Below are 23530 nucleotides of genomic sequence, written 5' to 3'. Positions count from 1 at the left end.
TCTTCGGAATGATGAACGGCCCGTGGAGCGACCCACGGGCCGTTTTCATGATGCCGCGCTTTCAGGCGACAAGCTCCGCCGCATCGCTCAGATCGACGCTGACCAGCTGGCTCACGCCCTGCTCGCCCATCGTCACCCCGAACAGACGGTCCATCCGGGCCATGGTGACCGCGTGATGGGTGATGACGAGAAAGCGCGTCTCCGTCCGGCGCACCATCTCGTCGAGCATATCGCAAAACCGCGTGACATTGGCATCGTCGAGCGGGGCATCCACCTCGTCGAGCACGCAGATCGGCGCGGGATTGGCCAGGAAGACCGCGAAGATCAGGGCCATGGCGGTCAATGTCTGCTCGCCGCCCGACAAAAGGCTCAGCGTGCTGAGCTTCTTGCCCGGAGGCTGGCACATGATCTCGAGCCCCGCGTCGAGCGGGTCGTCCGATTCGACCAGCTCCAGCCGGGCCTCGCCGCCGCCGAAGAGATGGCGGAAGAGCATCGAGAAATTCTGATTCACCTCCTCGAAAGCGGCCAGGAGACGCTCGCGTCCCTCCTTGTTGAGCCCCGAGATACCGGTGCGCAGCGCCGCGATCGCCGCCTCGAGGTCGCCGCGCTCGCCGCTCAGGGCCGAATGCTCCTCCTCGACCTCGGCCGCATCTGCCTCGGCGCGCAGGTTGACCGCCCCGAGCGCCTCGCGCTTGCCGCGCAGCTCGGCGATCCGCGCCTCGATCCATGCCGGCTCCGGCACCTCCTGCGCCGCCATTTCCAGCGTGGCCAGCAGGGCGTCCGGCGCCACGTCGAGTTCCTCCTCGATGCGGTCCGCCGCCCGCTGCGCGTCACGCGCCGCCGCGTCGTGGCGCGCCTCGGCGGCGGCGCGTGCCTCGCGCAGTGTGCCCGCGGCACGCTCGGCCGCGCGCTCCTCCTCGACCGCCGCGCGCGCCGCGGCATCGCCCTCCGCGAGGGACTGCTGCGCGGCCGCACGGCGCCGGTCCGCCTCATCCAGCTCGGCGCGCAGCGCGTCGCTTCGTGCCGCCAGCGCCGCGGGACGCGCACGCTCGCGCTCGAGCGCGGTGGCCGCGGCGGTCCGCCGGCCCTCGATCTCGGCGACATGCCCGTCTGAGCGCGCGGCCCGCTCGCGCCAACGATCAAGCTCGCCATCCAGCGCGAGGAGGCGCGCCGCCCGGTCGGCGGCATCGCGGCGGAGCTCACCGGCCGCGCTGCGCCGCGCGATCATCGTCAGGCGCGCCGCCTCGACCGAGGCGCGCAGCCTGTCGCCCGCCGTGCGCGCCGCATCGAGATCCTCGAGCCCCCGCACCGCCTCCTGCGCCTCGCGAAGCCCTCCCTGGGCCTCGAGGGCCGCATCCTCGTGGCGGCGCAGGGTCAGTCCCTGGGCCTCGAGGCGGCTTTCGGCCCGGTCGCGCTCCGCCTCCGCGCGGCTGAGCGCCCGGCTCGCCGCGCTGAGTTCGGCCTCGGCCTCGCGCCGGGCGGTGCGCGCCGCGCCATCGTGTCCGCTGGCCTGCGCGTGGCGCGTCTTCTGCTCTTCATGCGCGCCGATCGCCGCCGCCGTGCGCTCGGCGAGCGCCTCGATCTCCCGCGACAGCTCGGTCATCCGGTTGCGCTGCCTGAGCCGCTGCGCCGCCGCCCCGCCGCCCGCGCCATCGGGCATGCACAGCCCGTCCCAGCGCCACAGATCGCCCTCGCGGCTGACCAGCCGCTGACCTGTCGCAAGCTCCCCTTGCAAGGCCGGACCGGCCTCGCGCGCCACGATGCCGATCGCGGCAAGGCGCCTTGCGAGAAGCGGAGGCGCATCGACATGTTCGAGAAGCGGCACGGCATCGCCCGGAAGGGCGTCACGGGGATTGCCCGGAGAAGCGTCATGCGGGTTGCCCGAGGCCGCATCCCGGAGCTTGCCGGGCGGCAACTCCGCCCAGCCGGCGCCGCCGCGCGCGCGGGCCTGCGCGTCGATCACCGGGGCGTGCAGGTCCTCGGCGAGGGCCGCGCCGAGAGCCGCTTCGTAGCCTGGCTCGGCGCGCACCTGGTCGAGCAGCTGCCCCGCGCCCGTCGTCTCGCGCGCGGCGAGGCGTTCAAGCGCCTGCATCTCGGCGCGCAGCGCGGCAAGCTCGCCTTCGAGCGCGGCGCGCGCGGCACGGGCCTCCGCCTCGCCGCGCTGCGCGTTTTGCAGGGCATCATCAGCCGCGCGCAACGCGGCCTCGGCCGTCTCGGCGCGCTGCACCGCGCCCGACTGCGCCTCGCGCGCCTCCTCGAGCAGGCGGGCCGCGTCCTCGCTCGCAGCCTGCGTGCCCGGCATCGCCTCGCGCGCCGTGCTCGCCGCATCCCGCGCCCGGCCAAGGCGGCGCTCGGCCTCCGAAAGGGCGCGCTGCGCGGTCTGGTGCGCGGCGGCGAGGCGGGCGGTATCCTCCGTGGCCTGCGACAGCTCCGCCTCGCGCGCGGTGAGTGCCTCCGCCGCCAGGCGGGCCTGCGTCTCGAGCCCGGCGAGGCGATCCTCGTGGCCCTCATCCGCCGCCCGCAGCTCCTGACCCTCCTTCTGCAGCGACGCGATGCTCTGTGCCGCGTCCCCCGCCACCGACACCGCCCGCTCGGCATCACGGTCCATCTGGTCGATCTGCGCCTTGAGCGTCTCGATTGTCTTGAGGGCCTCGTCGTGATCGGCAAGGACCGCGCGCCGCTCGGCGGCACGCTTGCCCGCGATCGCGGAGGCGATCGCCTCCTCCTCGCGCAGCGCCGGCAGGGCGGCCTCTGCCCTCCCGCGGGCCGCCCCGGCGCCGCGCGCGCCGCGTTCGGCCACCGAGGCCGCGTCGGACCGCGCCTCGAACTCTTCCGCCGCCGCTTGCGCCGCGGCTCCCGCCGAAACCCATGCGCGGTAGAGAAGCATCCCCTCGGCCCGGCGCAGCTCGTCGTTGATCTTGCGGTAGCGGCCAACCTGCTTGGCCTGCCGCGCGAGTTGGGCGAGGCGCGCGGCGAGCTGTTCGATCACGTCATCGACCCTGAGCAGGTTCGCCTCGGCCGCCTTGAGCTTCAACTCCGCCTCGTGCCGGCGCTGATAGAGGCCCGAGATCCCCGCCGCCTCCTCGAGCACCCGGCGCCGTGCCTTGGGCTTGGCCCCGATCAGCTCGGCGATCTGCCCCTGCCGCACGAGGGCGGGGGACTGCGCGCCGGTCGAGGCATCGGCAAAGAGCATCTGCACGTCGCGCGCCCGCGCGTCGCGGTCGTTCACCTTGTAGCTCGACCCCGAATCGCGCGTGATCCGGCGCGTCACCTCGAGCTGGTCGACCGTGTTGAACATGGCCGGTGCGAGGCGCTGCGCATTGTCGAGCACCAGCGTGACCTCGGCGAAGCTGCGGGCGGGGCGGCGCGTGGTGCCCGCGAAGATCACGTCGTCCATTCCCGCGCCGCGCATCGCCCTGGCGCGGCTTTCGCCCATCACCCAGCGCAGCGCCTCGAGCAGGTTGGACTTGCCGCAACCATTGGGACCCACGACCCCGGTCAGCCCCCGCGAAATGCTCAGATCGGTGGGATCGACGAAACTCTTGAAGCCGTTGAGGCGCAATTTCGAGAAACGCATGATGGTTGGCCTTTCGAATACGTTCCTGCCGGTGCCGCCGCCCGCGCAAAAGGCAGCCTTGCCGACGGGACTGTCCCGGGGCGCGCCGTGGTGACATGCGGCCGGCCCGGCCGCGGATCGCGGGCGGGCGCCGCAGGGTCTTGGTCGGCCCCCTGGCCCCGTCCGATCCCGTCATGTCCCCGTCCGGCCCGCTTCGGGACCGGCATATGGAACGGAAACGCGCTTGACGCAAGCCGCCCCGCGGCGCAAGGTCGCCGGGCATGGTTCCCTGTCCATGGCGCAAAGCGCCCGGGATGAAAAGGGAATGCGGTGCGGGCAGATCCAGACCGGAGGCCCAATTCCGCAGCCGCCCCCGCGACTGTCAGCGGCGAGCGTGCGCCGACGATGCCACTGGCCCCCGGGCCGGGAAGGCCGGTGCCACGCTGCGACCCGCGAGCCAGGAGACCTGCCATGCGCCAGTGCAGCCAGCCGTCGGGGATGACGGCCAAGGAGACGACAACATGACCGAACTGACCCGCCGCATGACCCTCGCCGCGCCCCTCTCCGGACGGGCCCTTCGCCATATGGCGATCCTGTCCCTGGCCGTGATCGGCCTCGGGATCGTCGGGGTTGCGGGCAACCTGCAGGCCGCGAGCCTGCATGACGCGGCCCACGATGTGCGCCACGCGACCGGCTTCCCCTGCCACTGACGCGATGTTCCGCAACATTCTGGCCGGCGCGCTGATCTCCGGCACCGTCGCGGGGCTTCTCGCGGTGGCGCTGCATTTCGCCTTCCTGCAACCGCTCCTCCTGCATGCCGAGCTCTACGAGACCGGCGTGCTGGAGCATTTCGCCGATCTGTCGAGCCCGGGACCGGAGGCCGGACCCGGTTTTTCCATCACGCCGCTGCGCGATGCGATGACGGCGCTGTTCATGGTGCTGATCTATTGCGGCTACGGCGCGCTTCTGGGTGCGGCGATGGCGCTTGCGGCCGAGTATGGCGCGGGGCCGCGGGGCGCCGGTGCGGGCGCGCTATGGGGCCTGTCGGGCTTTGTCGCGGTCCAGCTGGCACCAGCCTTCGGCCTGCCGCCCGAGGTGCCGGGTGTCGCATCGGCGGCGATGGAGACGCGGCAACTCTGGTGGAGCGCCACGGTGGCCCTGAGCGCCGCCGGGCTGGCGCTGATCGGGCTGGCGGGGAGGATTGGCATGAAGGCCGCCGGCGCCGCGCTCGTTCTCCTGCCGCATCTGTGGGGGGCACCGGTGCCGCAGGGCTTCATCGGCCCCGTGCCGCCCGAGCTCTCCAGTCTCTTCGCCGCGCGGGCCCTCGCCATCGGCCTTGCCGCCTGGGTCTTGCTGGGCACGCTTCTGGGCCGCGCGGCCTCGATGGCGCGGGACGGGTGAGCCGGTGCCCCGGCCCGCGCCCATTCGATCAGCCCGCCCCGGCGGTTCTGAGCGCCGGCACCCGCGTGACGAGGCGAAAGCGCAATCGCCCGAGCGGGCGCGCATCCGCGATCCAGCCGCGCGGCGCCGCCTCGTAGGCCTCGGCGAAGGCCGACAGGTCTTCGAGATCGCCCGTTCCAAGGCCCGAGAACACGTATGTCGCCCGCCCCGCCCCTTGCGCGGCAAGCGTCACCGGCGCCGCGCAGACCGACAGGCAGGCGGCCTGCACCACCTCGACACCGGGGCGCAGATCGGCCAGAGCTTGCGCAAGCGCCTCGGCGTCCCCGGCGCAACCGCGGCACACCACCAGCTGCCATCCGGCCGGCTTCGACATGACAAGGGCCTTTCATCGGTCCGATCACACACCTCCTACCGGAGTTCGACATGAGCGCAAAGATCCCCGCAACCATCGTCACCGGCTTCCTCGGCGCCGGCAAGACCACCCTCATCAGGCACATGCTGGCCAATGCCGAAGGACGGCGCATCGCGCTCGTGATCAACGAGTTCGGCGACCTGGGCGTGGATGGCGAGATCCTCAAGGGCTGCGGCGAGGAGAGCTGCTCGGAGGAGGACATCGTCGAGCTGAGCAATGGCTGCATCTGCTGCACCGTGGCCGAGGATTTCATTCCGACATTGAAGGCCCTGCTCGCGCGTGAGAACCGGCCCGATCACATCGTGATCGAGACATCCGGCCTGGCCTTGCCGCAGCCGTTGGTGCGGGCCTTCGGATGGCCCGAGATCGCGGGCCAAGTCACCGTGGACGGGGTCGTGACCGTGGTCGATGGCAAGGCCGCCGCCGACGGACAGTTCGCCCATGACCTTGCCGCGATCGAGGCCCAGCGCCGCGCCGATGACACGCTCGATCACGAAACGCCCCTGTCGGAGCTTTTCGAGGATCAGCTGGCCTGCGCCGACATGATCGTCGTCAACAAGAGCGACCTTCTGAGCGTCGAGGAGGCCGACCGCCTCGCCGCCGAGCTTCGTGAAGGCAGCCGCGACGGCGTGCAGATCGTCCGTGCCAGCCAGGGCGCGCTGCCCATCGAGGTGCTCCTGGGCCGCGGCGCCGCCGCCGAGCGGGACATGGCCGCCCGCGGCGAGCTGCACCACACCCACGGGGAGGGTCATGGGCATGACCATCACCACGAAGACCATGAGCATGACCACGATCATGGGCACGGGCATGAGCACGGGCACGATCACGGGCACGACGCTTTCGAGAGCTTCGTCGTCTCGCGCGGCGAGATCGCCGATCCGGCCGATTTCCTCGCGCGGGTCGGCCAGACCATCAAGGATCACGGCATCCTGCGCCTCAAGGGGTTCGCCGCCGTGGCCGGCAAGCCGATGCGCCTGACCATCCAGGCCGTCGGCCCGCGCACCGACAGCCATTACGACCGTCCCTTCGGGTCCGATGCCACGCGCGAGACGCGGCTCGTGGTGATCGGTGCGTCCGGCCTCGACCGTGCGGCGATCGAGACGGCCCTGCGCGCATGAGCCCTTCCATCACGCCCGGCGATCCCCGCAGTCCCGAGATCGCGGCGCTGCTGGCCGAAAGCCGGGCGCTGATGGATGCGCTCTTTCCCGTTGAGGACAACCACTATCTCGGCCCGGAGGCGCTGGCCGGGCCGGAGATCGTCTTCCTCGTGGCACGCGGGGCCGATGGCACGGTGCTGGGCACGGGCGCGTTGGCCCCGCTCGCGCCGCAAGGGTTGCCGGAGGCCGATCCGCGCATGCAAGGCGCCGAGATCAAGGCGATGTTCACCGCGCCCGAGGCACGTGGAAGCGGCGTGGGCGCGGCGCTTCTGGCCCGGCTCGAGGCCGAGGCGCTGGCGCGGGGGCATCGCTGGCTGGGCCTTGAAACCGGCGATGCGCTGGGCCCGGCGATCCGCCTCTACGAGCGCGCCGGCTTCATCCCCTGCCCGCCCTTCGGCACCTATGTCGCCGGCCCGTCCAGTGTCTTCATGCACAAGAGGCTGACCCGCTGAGGCGACGCGATCGCCGGCGCAACCTAGATTTCCCAGGAGAGCCCATATGCACCTTCTCGCCGCGACACCGGGCGCCATCGACGATGGCACGGACCCCGTCGATCCGGGACAGAGCCCCGCCGACCTGGTGGTGATCTCCGCCGCCGATACCGAGCTTGCGGCGCTGAGCGCCGCGCGCGCCGAGATGGAGACGCCGCCGACGCTGCGCCTGACGAGCCTGCTGCACCTGCGCCATCCGATGTCAGTCGATCTGCACCTTGCCGATTGCGCATCCAGATCGCGCATGGTCGTGGCCCGGATCCTGGGCGGCGCGGGCTACTGGCGCTACGGGCTCGAGCAATACGCCGCCCATCTGCATGCCGCCGGCATCCCCTTCGCCGCCCTGCCCGGCGACGACCGCCCCGATCCCGACCTGCGCGGCCTCTCCACGGTCAGCGATGCCGATTACGACGCGCTCTGGGGCTACCTGATCGAGGGGGGCGAGGCCAACAGCGCCAATTTCCTGCGCCATGCGCGTGCCATGCTGGACGGCACCGCACGTCCCGAGGGCGCGCGCCCGCTCCTGCGCGCCGGGCTCTACTGGCCCGGATCGCCATCCGTGGGCCTGGACGATCTGCGGTCGCACTGGCACGAGGGTGCCCCCGTGGTGCCGGTCGTCTTCTACCGCGCGCTCGTGCAGGGCGCCGGGCTCAACCCGATCAACCGCATGGTCCGGGCGCTGCTGCGCCGCGGTCTGAACCCGATGCCCGTCTTCGTGGCCTCTCTCAAGGATCCGGTCTCGGCGGCCACGCTCACCGCGCTCTTCGAGCAATCACCCCCTTCGGTGATCCTCAACATGACGAGTTTCAGCGCCGGAAGCCCTTATCCCGGCGAAGGCGCCGGCAATCCGCTCGCCGCGCCCGAAGCGGCGGGAGCGCCGGTCCTGCAGGTCGTGCTCGCCGCCTCCTCCGAGGCCGACTGGGAGGAGCGCGCCTCGGGCCTGTCGGCGCGCGACATCGCGATGAACGTGGCTCTGCCGGAAATCGACGGGCGCATCCTGTCCCGTGCGATCAGCTTCAAGGGCGAGGCCTTCTACGACGAGGCGACGCAATGCCCCATTGCCGCCTACAGGGCGCGCGGCGACCGGATCGACTTCGTGGCCCGCCTCGCGGAAGGCTGGGCACGGCTGCGCGCCAGCACGCCCGAGCGGCGGCGCGTCGCGCTGGTGCTGGCCAACTATCCCAACAAGGACGGACGCCTGGCCAACGGGGTCGGGCTCGACACGCCTGCCGCCACGGTCGGGGTGCTCAAACGGCTCAAGGAGGCGGGGCATACGCTGCACGGCATCCCCGAAACGTCCGATGCCCTGATGCAGGCGATCCTGTCGGGGCCGACCAACTGGCTGACCGACCGGGCCGAGCGCCGCGGCGGCGTCACCCTGCCGCTCGCCACCTACAAGGCGGCCTATGGCACGCTTTCCTGGGAGTTGCGCTCCAGGATCGAGGAGCGCTGGGGGCAGCCGCACGAGGACGTGTTCTTCGAGGGGGATGACGAGACGGGGCGGTTCAAGCTGTCGGTTCTCGAATACGGCAACGTGGTGATCGGCGTGCAGCCCGCGCGCGGCTACAACATCGATCCGACCGAGACCTACCATTCCCCCGACCTCGTGCCGCCGCACAACTATCTGGCCTTCTATTTCTGGCTGCGCCACGCATTCGGCGCCGATGCGATCGTCCACATGGGCAAGCACGGCAATCTCGAATGGCTCCCCGGCAAGGCCCTGGCCCTGTCGCAGGACTGCCTGCCCGAGGCGGTGCTGGGCCCGATGCCCCATATCTACCCCTTCATCGTCAACGATCCCGGCGAGGGGACGCAGGCCAAGAGGCGGACGCAGGCAGTCATCATCGACCATCTCACGCCGCCGCTGACGCGCGCCGAAAGCTACGGGCCCTTGCGCGATCTCGAAGGGCTCGTGGACGAGTATTACGAGGCGGCCGGCATCGATCCGCGCCGCATCGCCCATCTGCGCGGCGAGATCCTCGACCTGGCCGCGCGCAGCGGGCTGGACGTGGATGCGGGAATGAAGGGCAGCGACGCCGAGGGCGATCTGGCCAAGCTCGACGCCTATCTGTGCGAGCTGAAGGAGGCGCAGATCCGCGACGGCCTCCATATCTTCGGACAGAGCCCCGAAGGGGTGCAGGAGCGCGATCTGCTGCAAGCCCTGCTGCGGGTGCCGCGCGGTAACGGGACGGGCAGCGATGCGTCGCTGCCGCGGGCGCTGGCCGCCGATCTGGAGCTTGGCTTCGATCCGCTCGATTGCGACATGGCCGCGCCCTGGGATGGCCCGCGACCGGGCGCGCTCGCATCCGGGGATACCTGGCGCAGCCACGGCGATACCGTCGAGCGGCTCGAAGCCCTCGCCGCGCGGCTGCTCGACGATCCGGGCCTCGCGCCGCCCGGCGCGGCCAGCGCCGCCGTTCTGACCGCCGCGCGCGATCACGTCCGCCCCACCTTGCGCGCCTGCGGCCCGGCGGAGGCCGAAGGGCTTCTGACCGCGCTCTCGGGCCGCTTCGTGGCGCCGGCGCCCTCGGGCGCGCCGACGCGCGGCCGGCTCGACGTGCTGCCGACGGGACGCAATTTCTTCTCGGTGGACAGCCGCGCCGTGCCCACCCCGACCGCCTGGGCGCTCGGGTGGAAATCGGCCAACCTGCTGATCGAGCGGCACCTGCAGACCGAGGGGGACTGGCCCCGCGCATTGCTGCTCACCGCCTGGGGCACCGCGAACATGCGCACCGGGGGCGATGACATCGCGCAATGCCTCGCCCTGATGGGGGTCAAGCCGACATGGGACGCGGCCAACCGGCGCGTCACCGGCTTCGAGATCATTCCCCATACCGCGCTCGGCCGGCCACGGGTCGATGTCACCTTGCGGGTCTCGGGCTTCTTTCGCGACGCCTTCCCGCAACTGATCGCCCTCGTGGATTCGGCGGCGCGGGCGGTGATGGCGCTCGACGAGCCCGAAGAGGTCAATCCCGCCGCGGCGCGCGCTGCCGCCGAGGGGCCGGGCGCGCGGGTCTTCGGCTCCAGGCCCGGCGCTTACGGCGCGGGGCTGCAGGCGCTGATCGACGAGCGGCTCTGGTCCGAAAAGGAGGACCTCGCCGAGGCCTACCTCACCTGGGGCAGCTATGCCTACGGCGCGGGCGAAGAGGGCCGTTCCGACCGCGCGGGCTTCGAGGCGCGGCTGCGCGACGCCGAGGCGATCGTGCAGAACCAGGACAACCGCGAGCACGACCTTCTGGACAGTGACGACTACTACCAGTTCGAAGGCGGCGCGGCGGCGGCGGTGGCAACCTTGCAGGGACGCGACCGTCCGATCTATCACAACGACCATTCGCGCCCCGAGCGCCCGGTGATCCGCACCCTCGACGAGGAGATCGCCCGCGTGGTGCGCGCGCGCGTGGTCAATCCCAAGTGGATCGCGGGGGTGAAGCGCCACGGCTACAAGGGCGCGTTCGAGATCGCGGCGACGGTTGATTACCTCTTCGCCTTCGCCGCCACGACCGGCGCCGTGCGCAATGCGCATTTCGACGCGGTGCACGCGGCGTTCCTCGAGGACGAGGAGACGCGGGAGTTCATCAACGAGCATAACGCGCCCGCGCTGCGCGAGATCGCGGAGCGGTTGGGAGAGGCGATCGAGCGGGGCCTGTGGACCCCGCGCTCGAACTCGGCGCGCGGCCTGATCGACGCGCTGGGCGGCGCGGCGGCCAGCCGATGAGCCATCGGCACGCCGCCGCCCCCGGCCCTGCCGCGCATCTTGCCCCGGCGCCGCGTTGCCCCCACCATGCCGCCTGAACAAAGGAGCCCTCGATGACCGACAAACCCGCCCAGGACGACGACCGCCACGCGGCCAAGATGATCAAGAAGAAGGCCGCCCGCGACAAGATCATGGCCACCAAGACCGACGAGAAGGGGCTGGTGATCGTCCATACCGGCAAGGGCAAGGGCAAAAGCTCGGCCGCTTTCGGGATGATCTTCCGCTGCATCGCCCATGACATGCAATGCGCCGTCGTGCAGTTCATCAAGGGCGGGATGAGCACCGGCGAGCGCGACCTCATCCTGTCGCGCTTCACCGACATCTGCGCGTTTCACACGATGGGCGAGGGCTTCACCTGGGAGACGCAGGACCGCAGCCGCGATACCGAGATGGCGCAGGCGGCCTGGGAGAAGGCCAAGGAGTTGATCCGCGATCCGGCCAACCACATGGTCCTGCTCGACGAGATCAACATCGCCCTGCGCTACGACTATATCGATGTCGCCGAGGTCGTGGCCTTCCTGCGCGACGAGAAGCCCGAGATGACCCATGTCGTGCTCACCGGGCGCAACGCCAAGGAACCCCTGATCGAGATCGCCGATCTCGTAACCGAGATGGAACTGGTCAAGCATCCGTTCCGCTCGGGGATCAAGGCACAGATCGGGGTGGAGTTCTGACGCGCCGGCGGGCTCAGATCTCGGTAAGAACCGCGCCGAAGAAGAGCAGCGTCGCGGCGAGCACGAAGACATGCCAGATCGTGTAGTGGAACGGCAGCGCCTCCCACAGGAAAAAGACCACCCCGGCGGTGTAGAGAAGCCCGCCGGCGGTCACCATCGCGAAGGCCGCCGGGCTCAGCGCGCCGAAAACCTCGCCGCCCAGCGCGACGCCCCCCCATCCCATGCCCAGGTAGAGCGTCAGCCCCAGCCAGCGCAGCCGGTCGGGAGAGGCGATCTTGAGCATTGCCCCGGCGAGTGCCGCCAGCCACAGCCCGATGAGAAGCCCCGTCCCGGGCACCTCGCTCAGCGCGACGAGGGGCGTGAAGGTACCGGCGATCTTGATGTAGATGGCCGAATGATCCATCCGCTTGAGGACGGGGCGCCAGTTCGGGGCCGGGAGGGTGTTGTAGAGGGCCGAGCACCCCAGCATGGCGAGAAGGCTCGCCCCGTAGATCGAGATCGCGACCAGCGATGCCGTATCGCCACGCTCCGAGATCACGGCCATGATCAGGATGGGAACGCCGAGCAGCGCCGCGCCGACACCGATAACGTGGATCACCGAATCAGAGCGGCGTTCGGCAAGACTGTATCCCGCCCGGCGAAGACGTGCGGGTTTCATGACAGGCAGATAGGCGCGGGCGGAAGCTGTGCAAGCCCCGCGCACGCCTCCTTCCTCATCTTCGCGGCAAATACCTTCGGGGGGTCCGGGGGCCGAAAGCCCCCGGCGGCGGGCCTTCTTGCCCAAGGCCCCGACCGCGTTTGCACCGCCCCTCGCTTGCGCGTAGCAAGATAACGGTATCGGTTCGCCGGGCCGGGGCCGAACTGGGCCAGGTTGGTCCGAACTGGGCTGGGGAGGAGCGCCAATGTTGCTGTGCATATCGGGATCGCTGCGCCGCGAGGCGACGAACCGCACCCTGCTGGCGGAGGCGGCGCGTCTCTTCGGTGGCCCCTCCCTCGTCGCCGACCTGCGGATGCCGCTCTATGATGCCGACCTGCAGGAGGCCGAGGGCATCCCCGGGCCCGTTTTGCGCCTCGCCGCACAGATCGCGCAGGCCGATGCGGTCGTCATCTCGTCGCCCGAATACAACCAGTCGATCTCGGGCGTGCTGAAAAACGCGCTCGACTGGGTCAGCCGCACCGAGGGCGCCCCCTGGAGGAACAAGCCGCTTGCGATGATGTCGGCCTCCTCGGGCCGCTCTGGCGGGGCACGGGGACTCTCGGCCCTGCGCCTTGCGATGGTGCCATACGGACCGCGTTTCAGCGCGGGGCCGGAGGTGATGCTCGCCGGCTCGAAGACGGTGCTGGCCAGCGGCCGGCTCGAGGATCCGCGCAGCTTGGCCACGCTGACCGCGGCGATGGAGATCCTGCGCCGGGAAGCGGGCCTGTGAGCGCCGCGCGTCAAGCCGGCATGCGGGATGGCATGCAGGTCTCGGAGACGTCCGACGATCTCGATCCCGCGCGCGCCGACGCGCTGCGCGCGGCGCTGAACCTCGATGGGCCGCCCTTTCGTGCCGGGGATCCCCTGCCGCCCTTCTTCCACCAGGTCTATTTCTGGAATCCCCTCCCGCCCGCGCGGCTGGGGCGCGACGGCCATCCGGCACGCCCGCCCGCCCTTGCCGATGCGGGGCTGACGCGGCGAATGTGGGCCGGGGGAAGGCTGGACTTCGCGCACTCTCTCGAATGCGGCCGCCGCGCGCAGCGCCGCACCATTCCCGGTCCGCTCAGCTTCAAGACCGGGCGCAGCGGCCCCCTCGCCTTCCAGACCCTGACGCACGAGATCGTTCAGGACGGCATCATCCGCGTCACCGAACGCCAGGATCTCGTCTTTCGCGCGGAGCCCGGCCCGGATGCGCGCCCGCCCGAGCCGATCCCCGCCCGCCGCGACGAGACGCAGAGCGCCGAGCAAGATTTCTCGAGCACCCTGCTCTTTCGCTATTCGGCCCTGACCTTCAACGGCCACCGCATCCATTACGATGCCGATTACGCCAGGCAGGTGGAGGGCTACGATGGCCTCGTGGTCCACGGGCCGCTGCTCGCGCAGCTTCTGATGCTGATGGCGGACGCGCTCGCGGGGCCGTTGCGGCGGTTCACATTCCGCGCCGCCGCTCCGCTGATTGCCGGCGAAGGGGCGACGCTGTGCCGGGCGGGCCGCGATCTTTGGGTACGGGCGGCAGACGGGCGCGAAATCATGACCGCCAGCCTGGACTAGCCTTCCCGCGGCGGCACCGGAGCGAATCCCGCCGGGATCGTGTCCACCCCCTCGAGCACGAGACGCGTCATCGCGAGGGCCACGCCGGGCGCGATGCCGAAGCCGATCTTGAACCCGCCATTGGCGATGAAATGACCCGGGCGTCCGGGCCAGGGCCCCAGAAGCGGCGCCCGGCTGCGCGCGCGCGGGCGCAGACCGGCCCAGCGTCCGATCACCGGCGCATCGCGCAGCGCCGGAACCGCGGCGCGGGCCTGGGCGATCACCGTGTCGAGCGCCCCGTCGGTGGCGGCCGGATCGCTCCAGTCGCGCTCCGTCGTCGAGCCGATGCCGACAGTCCCGTCGGCATGGGGGATCACGTGCACGCCGCCCGCGAAGATCTGAGCGGCGCCCGCCGGTACCGAGGCATCGAGCAAAGCCGCCTGCCCCTTGATCCCGGTGCCGGCGGGCGGCCCGGCGGGGCCCGATGGTCCCGGAATCCGTGCCAGTCCTGCCGCACCCGTCGCATGGATCACGCAGTCCCCCTCGCGGCCCTCGGGGGTGATCTCGACCCCGTTGCGCGCCAGGGCGGCGGCGAGCGCGGCGCAGGCGCGGCGTGGATGCAGCCGTGCGCTGAGCGTGTCGTGGATCAGCCAGCCGCTCGGAGAGACAGGCGCCCAGCCGCCCGCATCTGAAGCGCGCAGCACCGTCCAGTCCGCCTCGCCCCGCCACAGCGTCCGCGCCCCTTCGGCGCGCGCATGGGCACGCTCGAGGGCCGCGTCATCCTCGATCGGCTGCAACCGTCCGCTGCGCGCATAGCCCGGGGATGTCCCGCCCGCCCGCGCGACCTCTGCCCAGAAACGCTCCGCCATCAGGAGACTGTCGAGCTGGAAGGCCTTCTTGTCGTTCCATGCTTCCGGCACATGCGGCGCGAGCGCCCCGACGATGCCGCCCGATGCACCCGCCCCCGGCCCCCCCGGATCGATCACCGAGACCTGCGCCCCTGCCATGCGCAACGTCCAGGCGATGGACAGCCCGAAGATGCCGGCGCCTCTTATGGTGATCTGCATGAACGCTCCGTCTCCCGTGTCGCGGGGCACGCGGGGCCCGCTTCGGGGGCCATGCGGCCCCTGTTGCCATCGCGCGCCGTCCGGCGCAGTGTCGCGCCGCAGCGAAAGGCCTATGACAGATGTCCATGCCAGACCAGACGGCACAGATCGAGTGGACCGGCGAGGTGCCGCGCTCCACGCTCTTCGATGATCCTTATTACTCGCTCGAGGATGGCGCCGCCGAGACGGCGCATGTCTTTCTCGGCGGCAACGGGCTGCCGGAACGCTTCGCTCCCGGTTTCCGCATCGCCGAGCTCGGCTTCGGAACCGGGCTCAACGTCCTTTGCGCCTGGCAGGCCTGGCGCCGCGCGGGCATCGCCGGCCCCTTGCGCTTCGTCAGCTTCGAGGCCTTCCCGATGGCGGCCGCCGACATGGCGCGCGCCCACCGGGCGCTTGGCATCGACGATGCGCTCGGCGCGCCGCTGCGTGCGGCATGGGCCGCCGGCCGGCGCGAGTTCAGGACCGACGAGCTGCACCTGTCGGTGATCGTCGGGGATGCGGCGGTCACTGTTCCGGCCTGGGACGGCTTGGCCGATGCGTGGTTCCTCGACGGCTTCTCGCCGGCGCGCAATCCCGGCCTGTGGGCCGCGCCGCTTCTGGAGGCGGTGGCCATCCATACCGCCCCCGGCGGCACCGCCGCCACCTACAGCGCTGCGGGCGCGGTGCGCCGCGATCTCGCCGCCGCCGGCTTCGAGGTCTCGCGGGTGCCGGGTTACGGGCGCAAACGGCACATGAGCCGGGCGGTGCTGCGGTGACGGGAAGCGACACCCAGAAGGGTATCTGGCTGATGGTCGCGGTCACCGCGATCTTCGCCGCGCAGGACGGCATCTCGCGCCACCTGGCCAGCCAGTACAACGTGCTGATGATCATCACGGTGCGCTACTGGTTCTTCGCCGCCTTCGTACTGGCCATGGCGGCGCGGCGGCCCGGCGGCTTGGCGCGCACCGCCGCCACGCGCCAACCCCTCGCGCAGGCCTTTCGCGGCGTGCTTCTGGCGGCGGAGGTCTGCGTGATGGTCGTGGGCTTCGTCGCGCTGGGACTGGTGCAGTCCCACGCGATCTTCGCCTCCTACCCGCTGCTGGTGGCCGCGCTTTCGGGCCCGCTCCTGGGCGAGACTGTGGGCTGGCGCCGCTGGGGGGCGATCGCGATCGGCTTTGCCGGCATCCTGGTGATCCTGCGCCCCGGCTTCGCCGTCTTCTCCCCGCAGGCGCTGATCCCCCTGGCGGCGGCCCTGATGTTCGCGCTCTACGGGCTGATGACCCGCTACGTGGCCCGGCAGGACAGCGCGGCCACCAGCTTCTTCTGGACCGGGACGGTCGGCGCGGTGGTGCTCACGCCGCTCGGGCTGATGAACTGGGAGGCGATGGACCCGCGCGACTGGGGCTGGATGGCGCTCTTGTGCGTGACGGCCGCCACCGGCCACTACCTGTTGATCCGCTGCTACGAGGTGGCCGAGGCGAGCGCGGTCCAGCCCTTTGCCTATCTGCAACTGGTCTTCGCCGCACTCATCGGGGTCGGCATCTTCGGCGAGGCGATCGCGCCGAACGTGGCGCTCGGTGCGGGGATCGTGGTGCTTGCCGGCCTTTTCACCCTGTGGCGCGAACGCGCGGCGCGGCGGCGCGGGTGACTGCCGCGCCGCGCCGCGGCCTACGCCTTGTAGCGGCGCAGGGTGTCGCCGTATTGCAGCTTGGGCTCCATCGTCACCCTCTGCCCGCCTTCGGTTATCTCGCCAGAGGCGCGCGCGGCGATGATCCTGGCCGCGGCCCGGCCGATCTCGATCCGCTCCGAATCCATGGTCGCCAGGCGGCGCGGCAGGCCCTCGAGCAGCTCGACGCCGTTGAAGCCGGCAAGGCCCAGCCTGCCGGGCACGTCGATCCCCGTTTCAAGACAGTGGATCAGTCCGCCGGCCCCGATCATGTCGTTCGAGTAGTAGAGGAAATCGAGATCGGGACTGCGGGCGAGGATGTTCGCCGTCATCTCGCGCCCCTTCGCAAGCGCCGAGCCGCCCTCGTAGAATTCCTGGTCCATCACCTCAAGGCCGTGCTTGGCAAGCGCCTCGGTGAAGCCCTCGAAGCGCTTGCGCGCCCGGTAATCGAGCGCCATTTTCGTGCCGAGAAAGCCGATCCGCTCATAGCCCTGCCTGATGATGGCCTCGGCGATGTGGCGACCGGCACGGCGATGGGAGATGCCGACCACGGCGTCGATCGCCTCGCCGTCGACATCCATGATCTCGACCACCGGGATGCCCGCCGCCTTGAGCATCGCGCGGCTCGCCTCCGAATGCTCGAGCCCCGCCACGATCACGCCCGAGGGACGCCAGGACAGCATCTCGTAGAGGACGTTCTCCTCCTTTTCGGGCAGGTAGTTGGTGAAGCCCACCACGGGTTGAAGGTCGGTATCGTCTAGGACCTCGCCGATCCCGGTCATCACCTCGGGAAAGATCATGTTCGACATCGAGGGGATCACGACCGCCACGAGGTTGACCCGGCTCGAGGCGAGGGCCCCGGCGATCTTGTTGGGCACGTAGCCGAGCGATTTTGCCACGGCCAGCACCTTGTCGCGGGTTCCCGCGCTCACGTCGCCGCGGTTGCGCAGCACCCGGCTCACGGTCATTTCGCTGACGCCTGACGCCTCCGAGACATCCCTGAGTGTCAGGGGCCGGCGCGGCGGGATGGTGGGATCATCGGTCAATGGCGGATCTTTCCTATGGCTCGGCGCGAGCTTACCCCCATTCCGCCGGAGGGGCCAAGCCTGCGCGGCATCACGCGGCGCGCTGTGGCCCCGCGCCCTCGGCGCCGCCTTCATGGCCGAGATAATCGGCGAGGCGGTTCTGGAACATGGGGATCGCGCCGGGATGCTGCAGGAAGGTCGCGATCTCCATCAGCCGCAGCTCCTGGCCCTCGCTGCCCAGCCGCAGTGCCCCGGGGCGCAGGCCCGGCAGGCGGGCCACGAAGAACCATACCGAGCCGGGCGCCGTGCCGTAGGGCCGCGCCCAGATCAGATCATCCGCGCCAAGGACGAGGCTCGTCTCCTCGCGGGTCTCGCGCAGCGCGCAATCCTGCGGCGTCTCGGCCCCCTCGCGCCCACCACCCGGAAAATCCCACTGTCCCGGAAAGGGAATGTCGGGGCGGTCGTCGCGCAGCAGCGTGACAAGCGAGGTGCCGCACAGGATCGCGAGCTTGGCCCCCCTGAAATCCTCTGTCGGTCCGGGCCACAAGGCTTTAGACTGATCGCGTCTTCTCCGCCCCTCTTTGTGCATTCCGCCTCCATGCCCAGCCTGTGCCGCGACTGCCTGTCCCATTCCGACGCGACGCCTCCGGGCGCCGCGCCGCGCTGCGCGCTGTGCCGCAGCCCCAGGCTCGTCGTGCATCCCGAACTTTTCGAGCTCGGCATCGCACATATGGACTGCGATGCGTTCTATGCCAGCGTCGAGAAGCGTGATAGCCCCGAATTGCGTCACCTGCCCGTGATCGTGGGCGGCGGACGGCGCGGCGTCGTCACCACGGCCTGCTACATCGCCCGGATCAAGGGTGTCCGCAGCGCCATGCCGATGTTCCAGGCGCTCCGGCTCTGTCCCGAGGCGGTGATCGTGAAGCCGCGATTCGACGCCTATGCCGAGGCGAGCCGCGCGGTCCGCGACATGATGAACGCGCTCACCCCCGTGGTCGAGCCCCTCAGTCTCGACGAGGCATTCATGGATCTGAGCGGCACCGCGCGGCTGCATGGGGCGCCGCCGGCCGTGATGCTCGCGCGGCTCACCGCCAGGATGCAGAGCGAGATCGGCATCACCGGCTCGATCGGGCTCAGCCACAACAAGTTCCTCGCCAAGATCGCCTCCGACCTCGACAAGCCGCGCGGCTTCTCGGTGATCGGCGCGGCGCAGACCGCCGAATTCCTGCGCGAGCGTCCGGTCAGCCTGATCTGGGGCGTGGGCGCCGTTACCCAAGGCGCGCTCGAGCGGGCCGGCATCCGCAGCTTCGCCGACCTGCTGCGCTGGGAAAAGCGCGATCTCGTCGCTCGGTTCGGCGGAATGGGCGAGCGCCTGTGGCACCTTGCGCGCGGGCACGACAGGCGCCGCGTCACCGCGAATGCCCCCACCCGCGGCCTGTCGAACGAGACCACCTTCGATACCGACCTGGGAGATGTCGAGATACTCGACGGCCATCTTTGGCGCTTGGCCGAGAAGGTCTGCGGGCGCGCGAAGGCGCGCGGTCTGGCCGGCGGCGTCGTGACCCTCAAGCTCAAGCGTCACGATCACGCCCTGCTGGCCAGGCGCCTGACGCTGCGCCAACCCACGCAGATCGCCGACAACGTCTACAGGACCGCCCGCGCGCTGCTCGATCAGTCGATGGACGCCGCCCCCTTCCGCCTGCTGGGTGTCGGGCTGGGCGCGCTCGTGCCGGCTGGACGGGCCGATGCGAGCGGAGACCTGCTCGATCCCGGCGCGGCCAGGCGGGCGGAAGCCGAACGCGCCGCCGATGCGATCCGCGCCCGCTTCGGCGCGGGTGCGATCGTCAAGGGACGCGCGCTGCGCTGAAACCGGACCCGCTACTCGGCGGCCAGGGAAATGTCCGACCGGCCGATCTCGGCGATCTGCTCCACCACCTTGGCGAGGATCTGCGTCAGCGGGCCGTAGCCGGCATGCGGCCTGATCCGCCGCTCATCCATGTAGAGGGCCCTGTCGATCTCCACCTGCACCGCGTGGCGCCCCCGCGCGGGCCGCCCGTAATGCTGGGTGATGAACGCTCCCGCGAAGGGTGCGTTGCGCGACACGCACAGGCCCTGCGCGGTGAAGGCGGCCTCGATGCGGTCGACCACATCTCCCGCGGCGGCCGCCCCGAACCGGTCGCCGAGCACCACGTCGGGACGCCGGGTGCCGCGCTCGCCCATGGTCTCGATCGCCTCGTGCGGCATCGAGTGGCAATCGATCAGGATCGCCTCGCCGAAGCGGCTCATGCTTTCGTCCATCAAGGCCCCGAGCTGATCGTGATAGGGCTGCCAGACATCGCGCAGCCGTCTTTGCGCCTCGTTCAGGGTGATCTTGCCGCTGTAGATCGACCGCCCTCCGGCCACCACGCGCGGCACCACGCCGAGCCCGGAGACGACACGCGGATTGTGACCGATGGGGCGGACCGTCTCGATCAGGGCGGGGTCGAGCTCGTCGTGCGCCCGGTTGAGATCGAGATAGGCCCGCGGGGTTGAGGCCGCCAGGAGGGGCGCGCCGGCCGAGGGGGCCGATTCGAAGAGCTGATCGACGAAGGCATCTTCCGAGGAGCGAATCGCGTGCGCGTCCAGGACACTGCGCCGGAGGAAGGACGCCGGGTAATCCCGGCCCGAATGCGGAGACGCGAAGATCACGCTCGTGCTGCGCACTTGCGGCATCGTCAACTGGTACGGGGACCTGACCATACGGGTGCACTCCTTCACGGCCAAACTATAGGCGATGAAGATGGGGCGCCGAAAGGCCTTGAACAGGTTGCCGCTTCCAATTATAGACCCGGCACCGGCGCGGAAACGATCCCGCGTCTCGCTCTCCCGAGCGGGCCTGAAAGGGCGGCAAGCGTCGGTAAAGTGGGTGATTAGCTCAGCGGTAGAGCACTTCGTTGACATCGAAGGGGTCACTGGTTCGATCCCAGTATCGCCCACCACCGAGGCCCGAATGAACCGCCGGCTCGCCGGCATGTTGAAACAGGCGCCACCCGCGCCGCACAGGATAGGGAGAGGGCCGATGAAAGTCCGCAACTCGCTCCGCTCGCTGAAGAACCGGCATCGCGATTGCCGTGTCGTGCGCCGCAAGGGCCGCGTCTACGTCATCAACAAGACGCAGCGCCGCTTCAAGGCTCGTCAGGGCTGATCGCTCCGGCAGCAGGTTTCCAACGCGGAAACTCGTGGTAAATCCTCGCCTCGGCGGGGATTTTTGCGTTTCGGATCCCGGCGCTGGATACCCCTTGGCCCCGCATCGCGGCGGTCGATCCTGCACCCGCCGCCGGGCTACTCTTCACATTCGCTTCAAATACCTCCGCCGGAGGCGCAGGCCAGCCAAGCGCGCGCCCGCCGGCCGATCGCGCCCCCGCCCGACACCTTGCGCCATGCCGCCGTTTCACCCTAGGCCGTCCCTTCGAGTGCGGCCGGCGGGCCGGCGCCGAATCCCCGGCGGCGGTCAGACCATGCGGATCACGTCCTTGTCGATCGACAGCATGTAGCCCTTGCGGGCGATGGTCTTGACCAGAAGCTCGCTGACGATCTGGTTGCCGAGCGCATCGCGCAGCCGCTTGATCCGGGTGGCGCCTGCCGCCTCGTCGCAATCATCCGGCCGCCTCCCCGAGATCATCGCCTCGATCTGCGCACCCGAGAGCACATCCTCGTCCATCCGCGCTTCGGCCAGGATGCCGAGCGTCTCGATCGCCGCCTCGGTCAGCTTGAATTCCATGTTGTTGAGATAGACGGTTCGCTGCTCGCGGCTGATCAGGAGCGAGGAGACCTGGATGCCCGCCCGTTCGATCTCGCTCATCCGGCGGTTCACCGTGACAAGTGCCACGAGGAACACGAGGCAGGCGACGAGCAGCGCCGTCGCGAAGACCAGGAGCACGAAGATGATCGAGCGATAGCTCGCAAGCACGTCCGAGAAAGACGTCCCCGACTGGGCCAGTATCTCGAGCAGCCGTATGTCCTCGCCCGAGGTCAGGCTCGCATTTTCGACGAAGAGGGCTTCGACGCGCGCGTTGAAGGCGTTCGCGTCCGGCAGGTTCACGAAGAGCAGAAGCGCCGCGCCCAGCAGGATCGTCACGATCGCCCCGATGCCCAGCGTCACGATGCGCATCGACGAGCGCCGCGCGTCAGTAGCGGAGAAAATAGTCGCCAGCACTTGTCCTGCGCTCCTCAAGTCCATCCGCGTCGAAGATCGCCATGACCTTGAGCAATGTCCAGCCTTCACCATCGATCCGCTCGGCGATGAGCCGCGGCGCGGCCTCAGGCGTGCAAGCCTCCTCCGGCAGGGCGATGACGCCGTAATGCAGTCTCAGCGGATCGTCGGTCTTGGCCTTGTAGTCGGCATAGCATTCGGCGCGGGCGGCGGCCGCGACGCCGATCAGCGCCAAGGCGAGCAGGAAGGGGGCGAGCATTCTGAGCATGGTGCGTTCCCGAAGGGTCAAGGGGCGGCGCGGCGCGCTTCCTCGTCGGAAAGAGCGGCGCGTTCGGGTCCAACATGCCGCCGGCCGGCGCTGTCATGCAATGACAAGCATGGCGGGCGGCGAGGTTCCGCGCTCACGAAACGGTAAGATCGGGCTGTTATCGGATAACCGCGCGCTGTCATTGCCTGTCATCGCGCCCCGGTGACAGGCTCGCCACAGTTCGGCTCCGATCCGCCGGGACACGCAGATTGAACGGGACCGCCCGCCATGTTTTCGACAAGACTTCGCCTGCATCCCCCCTTCAGGACCACCGGCCACAGGCGGGCCGGGCCATGTTCGGGGCCGCCCGACACGACCCGATGCCAGACAGAGGAAGGACATTCCATGCACCGACAGACCCTCCCCGCCGCGGCGGTTGCCCTGGCACTCGGTCTTCTTCCGGTGAAGGGCGATGCCGGCAGTCTCGATCTCGGCGGCATCTTCACATCGCTGATGATGGTGGGAACCATGGGCGCGGCCGTCGAGAGGCGGGTGATCGCGCAGCAGCTTTCGGGCCCGGCCATGCTCAGGCAGGCCGCGCTGAACGGCACGCCGGACCGCAATGGCCGCCATGTCGTGCCGAAGCGGGACGGGCAACTGCCGCCGGCCTGCATGCGCGAGGTTCCTTTCGACGGCACTGCGGCGCAGGTCTTCTCGAAATCCTGCCTCGAGCGGGAGATGGTCGACGCTGACCGGTTGCCGCGCCATTGCACGGCCCGCGTACCGGGCACGGGCCGCGAGCGCACCGTCTATCATGTCGATTGCCTCTCGAAGGCTGGCTGGCGCGCGCTCTGAGGCGCCCCGCCGATCGCGAATTCGCCGGCCTGTGCTTCACGCATATCTCCAACAGCGCCGGTGAAAGGGGCGGGGGCCGTCATGGCTCCCGCCTCGTGAGACCCCTTGGCAGGGGCGCGCAAACACTTCAGTAGGAGCACCATGCCGCCTGCCCCGCCACCCGATTTCATTCGAGAACGCGCCCTGCACCACGCCGGGCGCACCCGCATCTGCGGCATCGACGAGGTCGGCCGCGGCCCGCTGGCCGGTCCCGTCGTCGCCGCGGCTGTGATCCTCGATCCCGCGGCGATCCCTGATGGGATCCGCGACAGCAAGCGCCTCACCCGGCTGCGGCGGCGCGCGCTCGCAGCCCGGATCGCCGAATGCGCGGAGGTGGGCATCGGCAGCGCCAGCGTCGAGGAGATCGACGAGATCAACATCCTCCAGGCCACATTGCTCGCGATGCGCCGCGCGGTCGCGGCCCTTCCGGCCCCGCCCGATCACGCGCTGATCGATGGCAACAGGCATCCCGGCGGCCTGCCCTGCCCGGCCGACACGCTGGTTCGCGGCGACGCGCTGAGCCTGAGCATCGCCGCCGCTTCGATCGCGGCGAAGGTCTGGCGCGATGACCTGATGGCGGAACTCGCGGTGAAATTTCCCGGCTACGGATGGGAACGCAACGCCGGATACGGCACCTTGGCCCATCACGGGGGGCTGCAATTGCTCGGCGTCACCCCCCACCATAGACGCAGCTTCAGGCCGGTCCACAACATCTTGTATCAAGGGAATTCTTCAAGGCCTTGATTCAC

At 70.2% G+C, this 23530-nt stretch carries 23 protein-coding genes, 1 tRNA gene and 1 riboswitch; of the genes, 15 read left to right on the top strand and 9 right to left on the bottom strand.

Translation table 11 applies throughout. The annotated features are described in order from the left end of the window. Positions 1-61: 61 nt before the first annotated feature. A complete protein-coding gene (gene smc, locus PMES_RS10615) occupies positions 62-3577 on the bottom strand; it encodes a chromosome segregation protein SMC (protein WP_159965659.1) in 3516 nt (1171 codons plus the stop codon). Positions 3578-3822: 245 nt separating this feature from the next. Next, positions 3823-4044: riboswitch (cobalamin riboswitch) on the top strand. A 33-nt stretch (positions 4045-4077) separates the two neighbouring features. On the opposite strand from smc, the gene PMES_RS10610 reads away from it, so the two are divergent. Both PMES_RS10610 and PMES_RS10605 read left to right on the top strand, forming a co-directional pair. Continuing rightward, positions 4078-4266: a CbtB domain-containing protein gene (locus PMES_RS10610; RefSeq protein ID WP_159965658.1), complete on the top strand. Its 189-nt coding sequence runs from the start codon at positions 4078-4080 to the stop codon at positions 4264-4266. A gap of 4 nt (positions 4267-4270) precedes the next feature. Then, positions 4271-4957, top strand: a complete 687-nt coding sequence (locus tag PMES_RS10605; RefSeq protein WP_159965657.1) for a CbtA family protein — start codon at positions 4271-4273, stop codon at positions 4955-4957. 28 nt (positions 4958-4985) lie between these two features. Here the strand turns inward: PMES_RS10605 and PMES_RS10600 are convergent, their stop codons facing one another. After that, a complete protein-coding gene (locus tag PMES_RS10600) occupies positions 4986-5330 on the bottom strand; it encodes a DUF1636 family protein (RefSeq protein WP_159965656.1) in 345 nt (114 codons plus the stop codon). A 50-nt stretch (positions 5331-5380) separates the two neighbouring features. Between PMES_RS10600 and cobW the strand changes: the two genes are divergently transcribed. The 4 genes from cobW (at position 5381) to cobO (ending at position 11445) form a co-directional block, all read left to right on the top strand. After that, positions 5381-6487, top strand: coding sequence for a cobalamin biosynthesis protein CobW (gene cobW, locus PMES_RS10595; RefSeq protein WP_159965655.1), 1107 nt, complete (start codon positions 5381-5383; stop codon positions 6485-6487). Next, positions 6484-6978 (top strand): GNAT family N-acetyltransferase, encoded by a 495-nt coding sequence (locus PMES_RS10590; RefSeq protein ID WP_159965654.1) that lies wholly within the window; start codon positions 6484-6486, stop codon positions 6976-6978. The genes cobW and PMES_RS10590 overlap by 4 nt, the downstream gene beginning before the upstream one ends. A 46-nt stretch (positions 6979-7024) precedes the next feature. Next, positions 7025-10732 carry a cobaltochelatase subunit CobN gene (gene cobN / locus PMES_RS10585; RefSeq protein ID WP_159965653.1) on the top strand — a complete coding sequence of 1236 codons (3708 nt, stop codon included), beginning with the start codon at positions 7025-7027 and terminating at the stop codon, positions 10730-10732. A 92-nt stretch (positions 10733-10824) separates the two neighbouring features. Beyond that, positions 10825-11445, top strand: coding sequence for a cob(I)yrinic acid a,c-diamide adenosyltransferase (cobO, locus tag PMES_RS10580; RefSeq protein WP_159965652.1), 621 nt, complete (start codon positions 10825-10827; stop codon positions 11443-11445). A 13-nt stretch (positions 11446-11458) separates the two neighbouring features. On the opposite strand, the gene trhA is transcribed toward cobO, so the two are convergent. Then, the gene (gene trhA, locus PMES_RS10575) at positions 11459-12103 is read right to left on the bottom strand and encodes a PAQR family membrane homeostasis protein TrhA (protein ID WP_159965651.1); all 645 of its coding nucleotides are present in this window, start codon (positions 12101-12103) and stop codon (positions 11459-11461) included. Positions 12104-12347: 244 nt separating this feature from the next. Here trhA and PMES_RS10570 point away from each other — a divergent pair, with 244 nt between their 5' ends. After that, a complete protein-coding gene (locus tag PMES_RS10570) occupies positions 12348-12872 on the top strand; it encodes an NADPH-dependent FMN reductase (protein WP_159965650.1) in 525 nt (174 codons plus the stop codon). Continuing rightward, positions 12869-13693: an HTD2 family dehydratase gene (locus tag PMES_RS10565; protein ID WP_328809155.1), complete on the top strand. Its 825-nt coding sequence runs from the start codon at positions 12869-12871 to the stop codon at positions 13691-13693. Before PMES_RS10570 ends, PMES_RS10565 begins: the two co-directional genes overlap by 4 nt. Here the strand turns inward: PMES_RS10565 and PMES_RS10560 are convergent. After that, on the bottom strand, positions 13690-14739 hold the full coding sequence (locus PMES_RS10560) for an NAD(P)/FAD-dependent oxidoreductase (protein ID WP_159965649.1): 1050 nt from the start codon (positions 14737-14739) through the stop codon (positions 13690-13692). The two genes, PMES_RS10565 and PMES_RS10560, sit on opposite strands and share 4 nt — an antisense overlap. A 125-nt stretch (positions 14740-14864) precedes the next feature. On the opposite strand from PMES_RS10560, the gene mnmC2 reads away from it, so the two are divergent. Together mnmC2 and PMES_RS10550 are read left to right on the top strand one after the other, a co-directional pair. After that, positions 14865-15533, top strand: a complete 669-nt coding sequence (mnmC2, locus tag PMES_RS10555; protein WP_159965717.1) for a tRNA (5-methylaminomethyl-2-thiouridine)(34)-methyltransferase MnmC2 — start codon at positions 14865-14867, stop codon at positions 15531-15533. Next, positions 15530-16405 (top strand): DMT family transporter, encoded by an 876-nt coding sequence (locus PMES_RS10550; RefSeq protein ID WP_159965648.1) that lies wholly within the window; start codon positions 15530-15532, stop codon positions 16403-16405. Before mnmC2 ends, PMES_RS10550 begins: the two co-directional genes overlap by 4 nt. 20 nt (positions 16406-16425) lie before the next feature. Here PMES_RS10550 and PMES_RS10545 read toward each other — a convergent pair whose 3' ends face one another. Both PMES_RS10545 and PMES_RS10540 read right to left on the bottom strand, forming a co-directional pair. Then, on the bottom strand, positions 16426-17469 hold the full coding sequence (locus PMES_RS10545; RefSeq protein WP_236549776.1) for a LacI family DNA-binding transcriptional regulator: 1044 nt from the start codon (positions 17467-17469) through the stop codon (positions 16426-16428). A gap of 70 nt (positions 17470-17539) precedes the next feature. Further along, entirely contained in the window at positions 17540-18037 is a 498-nt protein-coding gene (locus tag PMES_RS10540) for an NUDIX hydrolase (RefSeq protein ID WP_159965646.1), read from the bottom strand. 9 nt (positions 18038-18046) lie between these two features. Between PMES_RS10540 and PMES_RS10535 the strand changes: the two genes are divergently transcribed. Further along, positions 18047-19315: a DNA polymerase IV gene (locus PMES_RS10535; protein WP_159965645.1), complete on the top strand. Its 1269-nt coding sequence runs from the start codon at positions 18047-18049 to the stop codon at positions 19313-19315. Positions 19316-19326: 11 nt separating this feature from the next. Here PMES_RS10535 and PMES_RS10530 read toward each other — a convergent pair whose 3' ends face one another. After that, positions 19327-20187 carry an N-formylglutamate amidohydrolase gene (locus PMES_RS10530; RefSeq protein WP_159965644.1) on the bottom strand — a complete coding sequence of 287 codons (861 nt, stop codon included), beginning with the start codon at positions 20185-20187 and terminating at the stop codon, positions 19327-19329. Between the two features lie 164 nt (positions 20188-20351). On the opposite strand from PMES_RS10530, the gene PMES_RS10525 reads away from it, so the two are divergent. Both PMES_RS10525 and ykgO read left to right on the top strand, forming a co-directional pair. Further along, a tRNA-Val gene (locus PMES_RS10525) sits at positions 20352-20426 on the top strand. 80 nt (positions 20427-20506) lie between these two features. Continuing rightward, positions 20507-20632, top strand: coding sequence for a type B 50S ribosomal protein L36 (gene ykgO, locus PMES_RS10520; RefSeq protein WP_005850168.1), 126 nt, complete (start codon positions 20507-20509; stop codon positions 20630-20632). 306 nt (positions 20633-20938) lie between these two features. Here ykgO and PMES_RS10515 read toward each other — a convergent pair whose 3' ends face one another. Together PMES_RS10515 and PMES_RS10510 are read right to left on the bottom strand one after the other, a co-directional pair. Beyond that, positions 20939-21667, bottom strand: coding sequence for a winged helix-turn-helix domain-containing protein (locus PMES_RS10515; protein ID WP_159965643.1), 729 nt, complete (start codon positions 21665-21667; stop codon positions 20939-20941). Further along, positions 21615-21908: a hypothetical protein gene (locus PMES_RS10510; RefSeq protein ID WP_438943239.1), complete on the bottom strand. Its 294-nt coding sequence runs from the start codon at positions 21906-21908 to the stop codon at positions 21615-21617. Before PMES_RS10510 ends, PMES_RS10515 begins: the two co-directional genes overlap by 53 nt. 384 nt (positions 21909-22292) lie before the next feature. Between PMES_RS10510 and PMES_RS10505 the strand changes: the two genes are divergently transcribed. Together PMES_RS10505 and rnhB are read left to right on the top strand one after the other, a co-directional pair. Then, positions 22293-22742, top strand: a complete 450-nt coding sequence (locus PMES_RS10505; RefSeq protein ID WP_159965642.1) for a hypothetical protein — start codon at positions 22293-22295, stop codon at positions 22740-22742. Positions 22743-22883: 141 nt separating this feature from the next. Continuing rightward, complete coding sequence (gene rnhB / locus PMES_RS10500; RefSeq protein ID WP_159965641.1) at positions 22884-23525, top strand: ribonuclease HII; 642 nt, start codon at positions 22884-22886, stop codon at positions 23523-23525. The last annotated feature ends 5 nt before the right edge of the window (positions 23526-23530 follow it).

Source organism: Profundibacterium mesophilum KAUST100406-0324 (assembly GCF_009835145.1).
In the GTDB taxonomy this organism is placed as follows: domain Bacteria; phylum Pseudomonadota; class Alphaproteobacteria; order Rhodobacterales; family Rhodobacteraceae; genus Profundibacterium; species Profundibacterium mesophilum.
This window is presented reverse-complemented; position numbering and strand designations above follow the sequence as displayed.

Excerpts from the sequence above, each read along its gene's own strand:
- PMES_RS10605 (WP_159965657.1), top strand. The coding sequence starts at position 4,271 with ATGTTCCGCAACATTCTGGCCGGCGCGCTGATCTCCGGCACCGTCGCG.
- PMES_RS10505 (WP_159965642.1), top strand. The coding sequence starts at position 22,293 with ATGCACCGACAGACCCTCCCCGCCGCGGCGGTTGCCCTGGCACTCGGT.
- ykgO (WP_005850168.1), top strand. The coding sequence starts at position 20,507 with ATGAAAGTCCGCAACTCGCTCCGCTCGCTGAAGAACCGGCATCGCGAT.
- PMES_RS10530 (WP_159965644.1), bottom strand. The coding sequence starts at position 20,187 with ATGGTCAGGTCCCCGTACCAGTTGACGATGCCGCAAGTGCGCAGCACG.
- PMES_RS10590 (WP_159965654.1), top strand. The coding sequence starts at position 6,484 with ATGAGCCCTTCCATCACGCCCGGCGATCCCCGCAGTCCCGAGATCGCG.
- PMES_RS10540 (WP_159965646.1), bottom strand. The coding sequence starts at position 18,037 with ATGCACAAAGAGGGGCGGAGAAGACGCGATCAGTCTAAAGCCTTGTGG.
- cobN (WP_159965653.1), top strand. The coding sequence starts at position 7,025 with ATGCACCTTCTCGCCGCGACACCGGGCGCCATCGACGATGGCACGGAC.
- smc (WP_159965659.1), bottom strand. The coding sequence starts at position 3,577 with ATGCGTTTCTCGAAATTGCGCCTCAACGGCTTCAAGAGTTTCGTCGAT.
- PMES_RS10610 (WP_159965658.1), top strand. The coding sequence starts at position 4,078 with ATGACCGAACTGACCCGCCGCATGACCCTCGCCGCGCCCCTCTCCGGA.
- cobO (WP_159965652.1), top strand. The coding sequence starts at position 10,825 with ATGACCGACAAACCCGCCCAGGACGACGACCGCCACGCGGCCAAGATG.
- PMES_RS10515 (WP_159965643.1), bottom strand. The coding sequence starts at position 21,667 with ATGGACTTGAGGAGCGCAGGACAAGTGCTGGCGACTATTTTCTCCGCT.
- PMES_RS10535 (WP_159965645.1), top strand. The coding sequence starts at position 18,047 with ATGCCCAGCCTGTGCCGCGACTGCCTGTCCCATTCCGACGCGACGCCT.
- PMES_RS10560 (WP_159965649.1), bottom strand. The coding sequence starts at position 14,739 with ATGCAGATCACCATAAGAGGCGCCGGCATCTTCGGGCTGTCCATCGCC.
- mnmC2 (WP_159965717.1), top strand. The coding sequence starts at position 14,865 with ATGCCAGACCAGACGGCACAGATCGAGTGGACCGGCGAGGTGCCGCGC.
- trhA (WP_159965651.1), bottom strand. The coding sequence starts at position 12,103 with ATGAAACCCGCACGTCTTCGCCGGGCGGGATACAGTCTTGCCGAACGC.
- PMES_RS10510 (WP_438943239.1), bottom strand. The coding sequence starts at position 21,908 with ATGCTCAGAATGCTCGCCCCCTTCCTGCTCGCCTTGGCGCTGATCGGC.
- PMES_RS10600 (WP_159965656.1), bottom strand. The coding sequence starts at position 5,330 with ATGTCGAAGCCGGCCGGATGGCAGCTGGTGGTGTGCCGCGGTTGCGCC.
- rnhB (WP_159965641.1), top strand. The coding sequence starts at position 22,884 with ATGCCGCCTGCCCCGCCACCCGATTTCATTCGAGAACGCGCCCTGCAC.
- PMES_RS10570 (WP_159965650.1), top strand. The coding sequence starts at position 12,348 with ATGTTGCTGTGCATATCGGGATCGCTGCGCCGCGAGGCGACGAACCGC.
- cobW (WP_159965655.1), top strand. The coding sequence starts at position 5,381 with ATGAGCGCAAAGATCCCCGCAACCATCGTCACCGGCTTCCTCGGCGCC.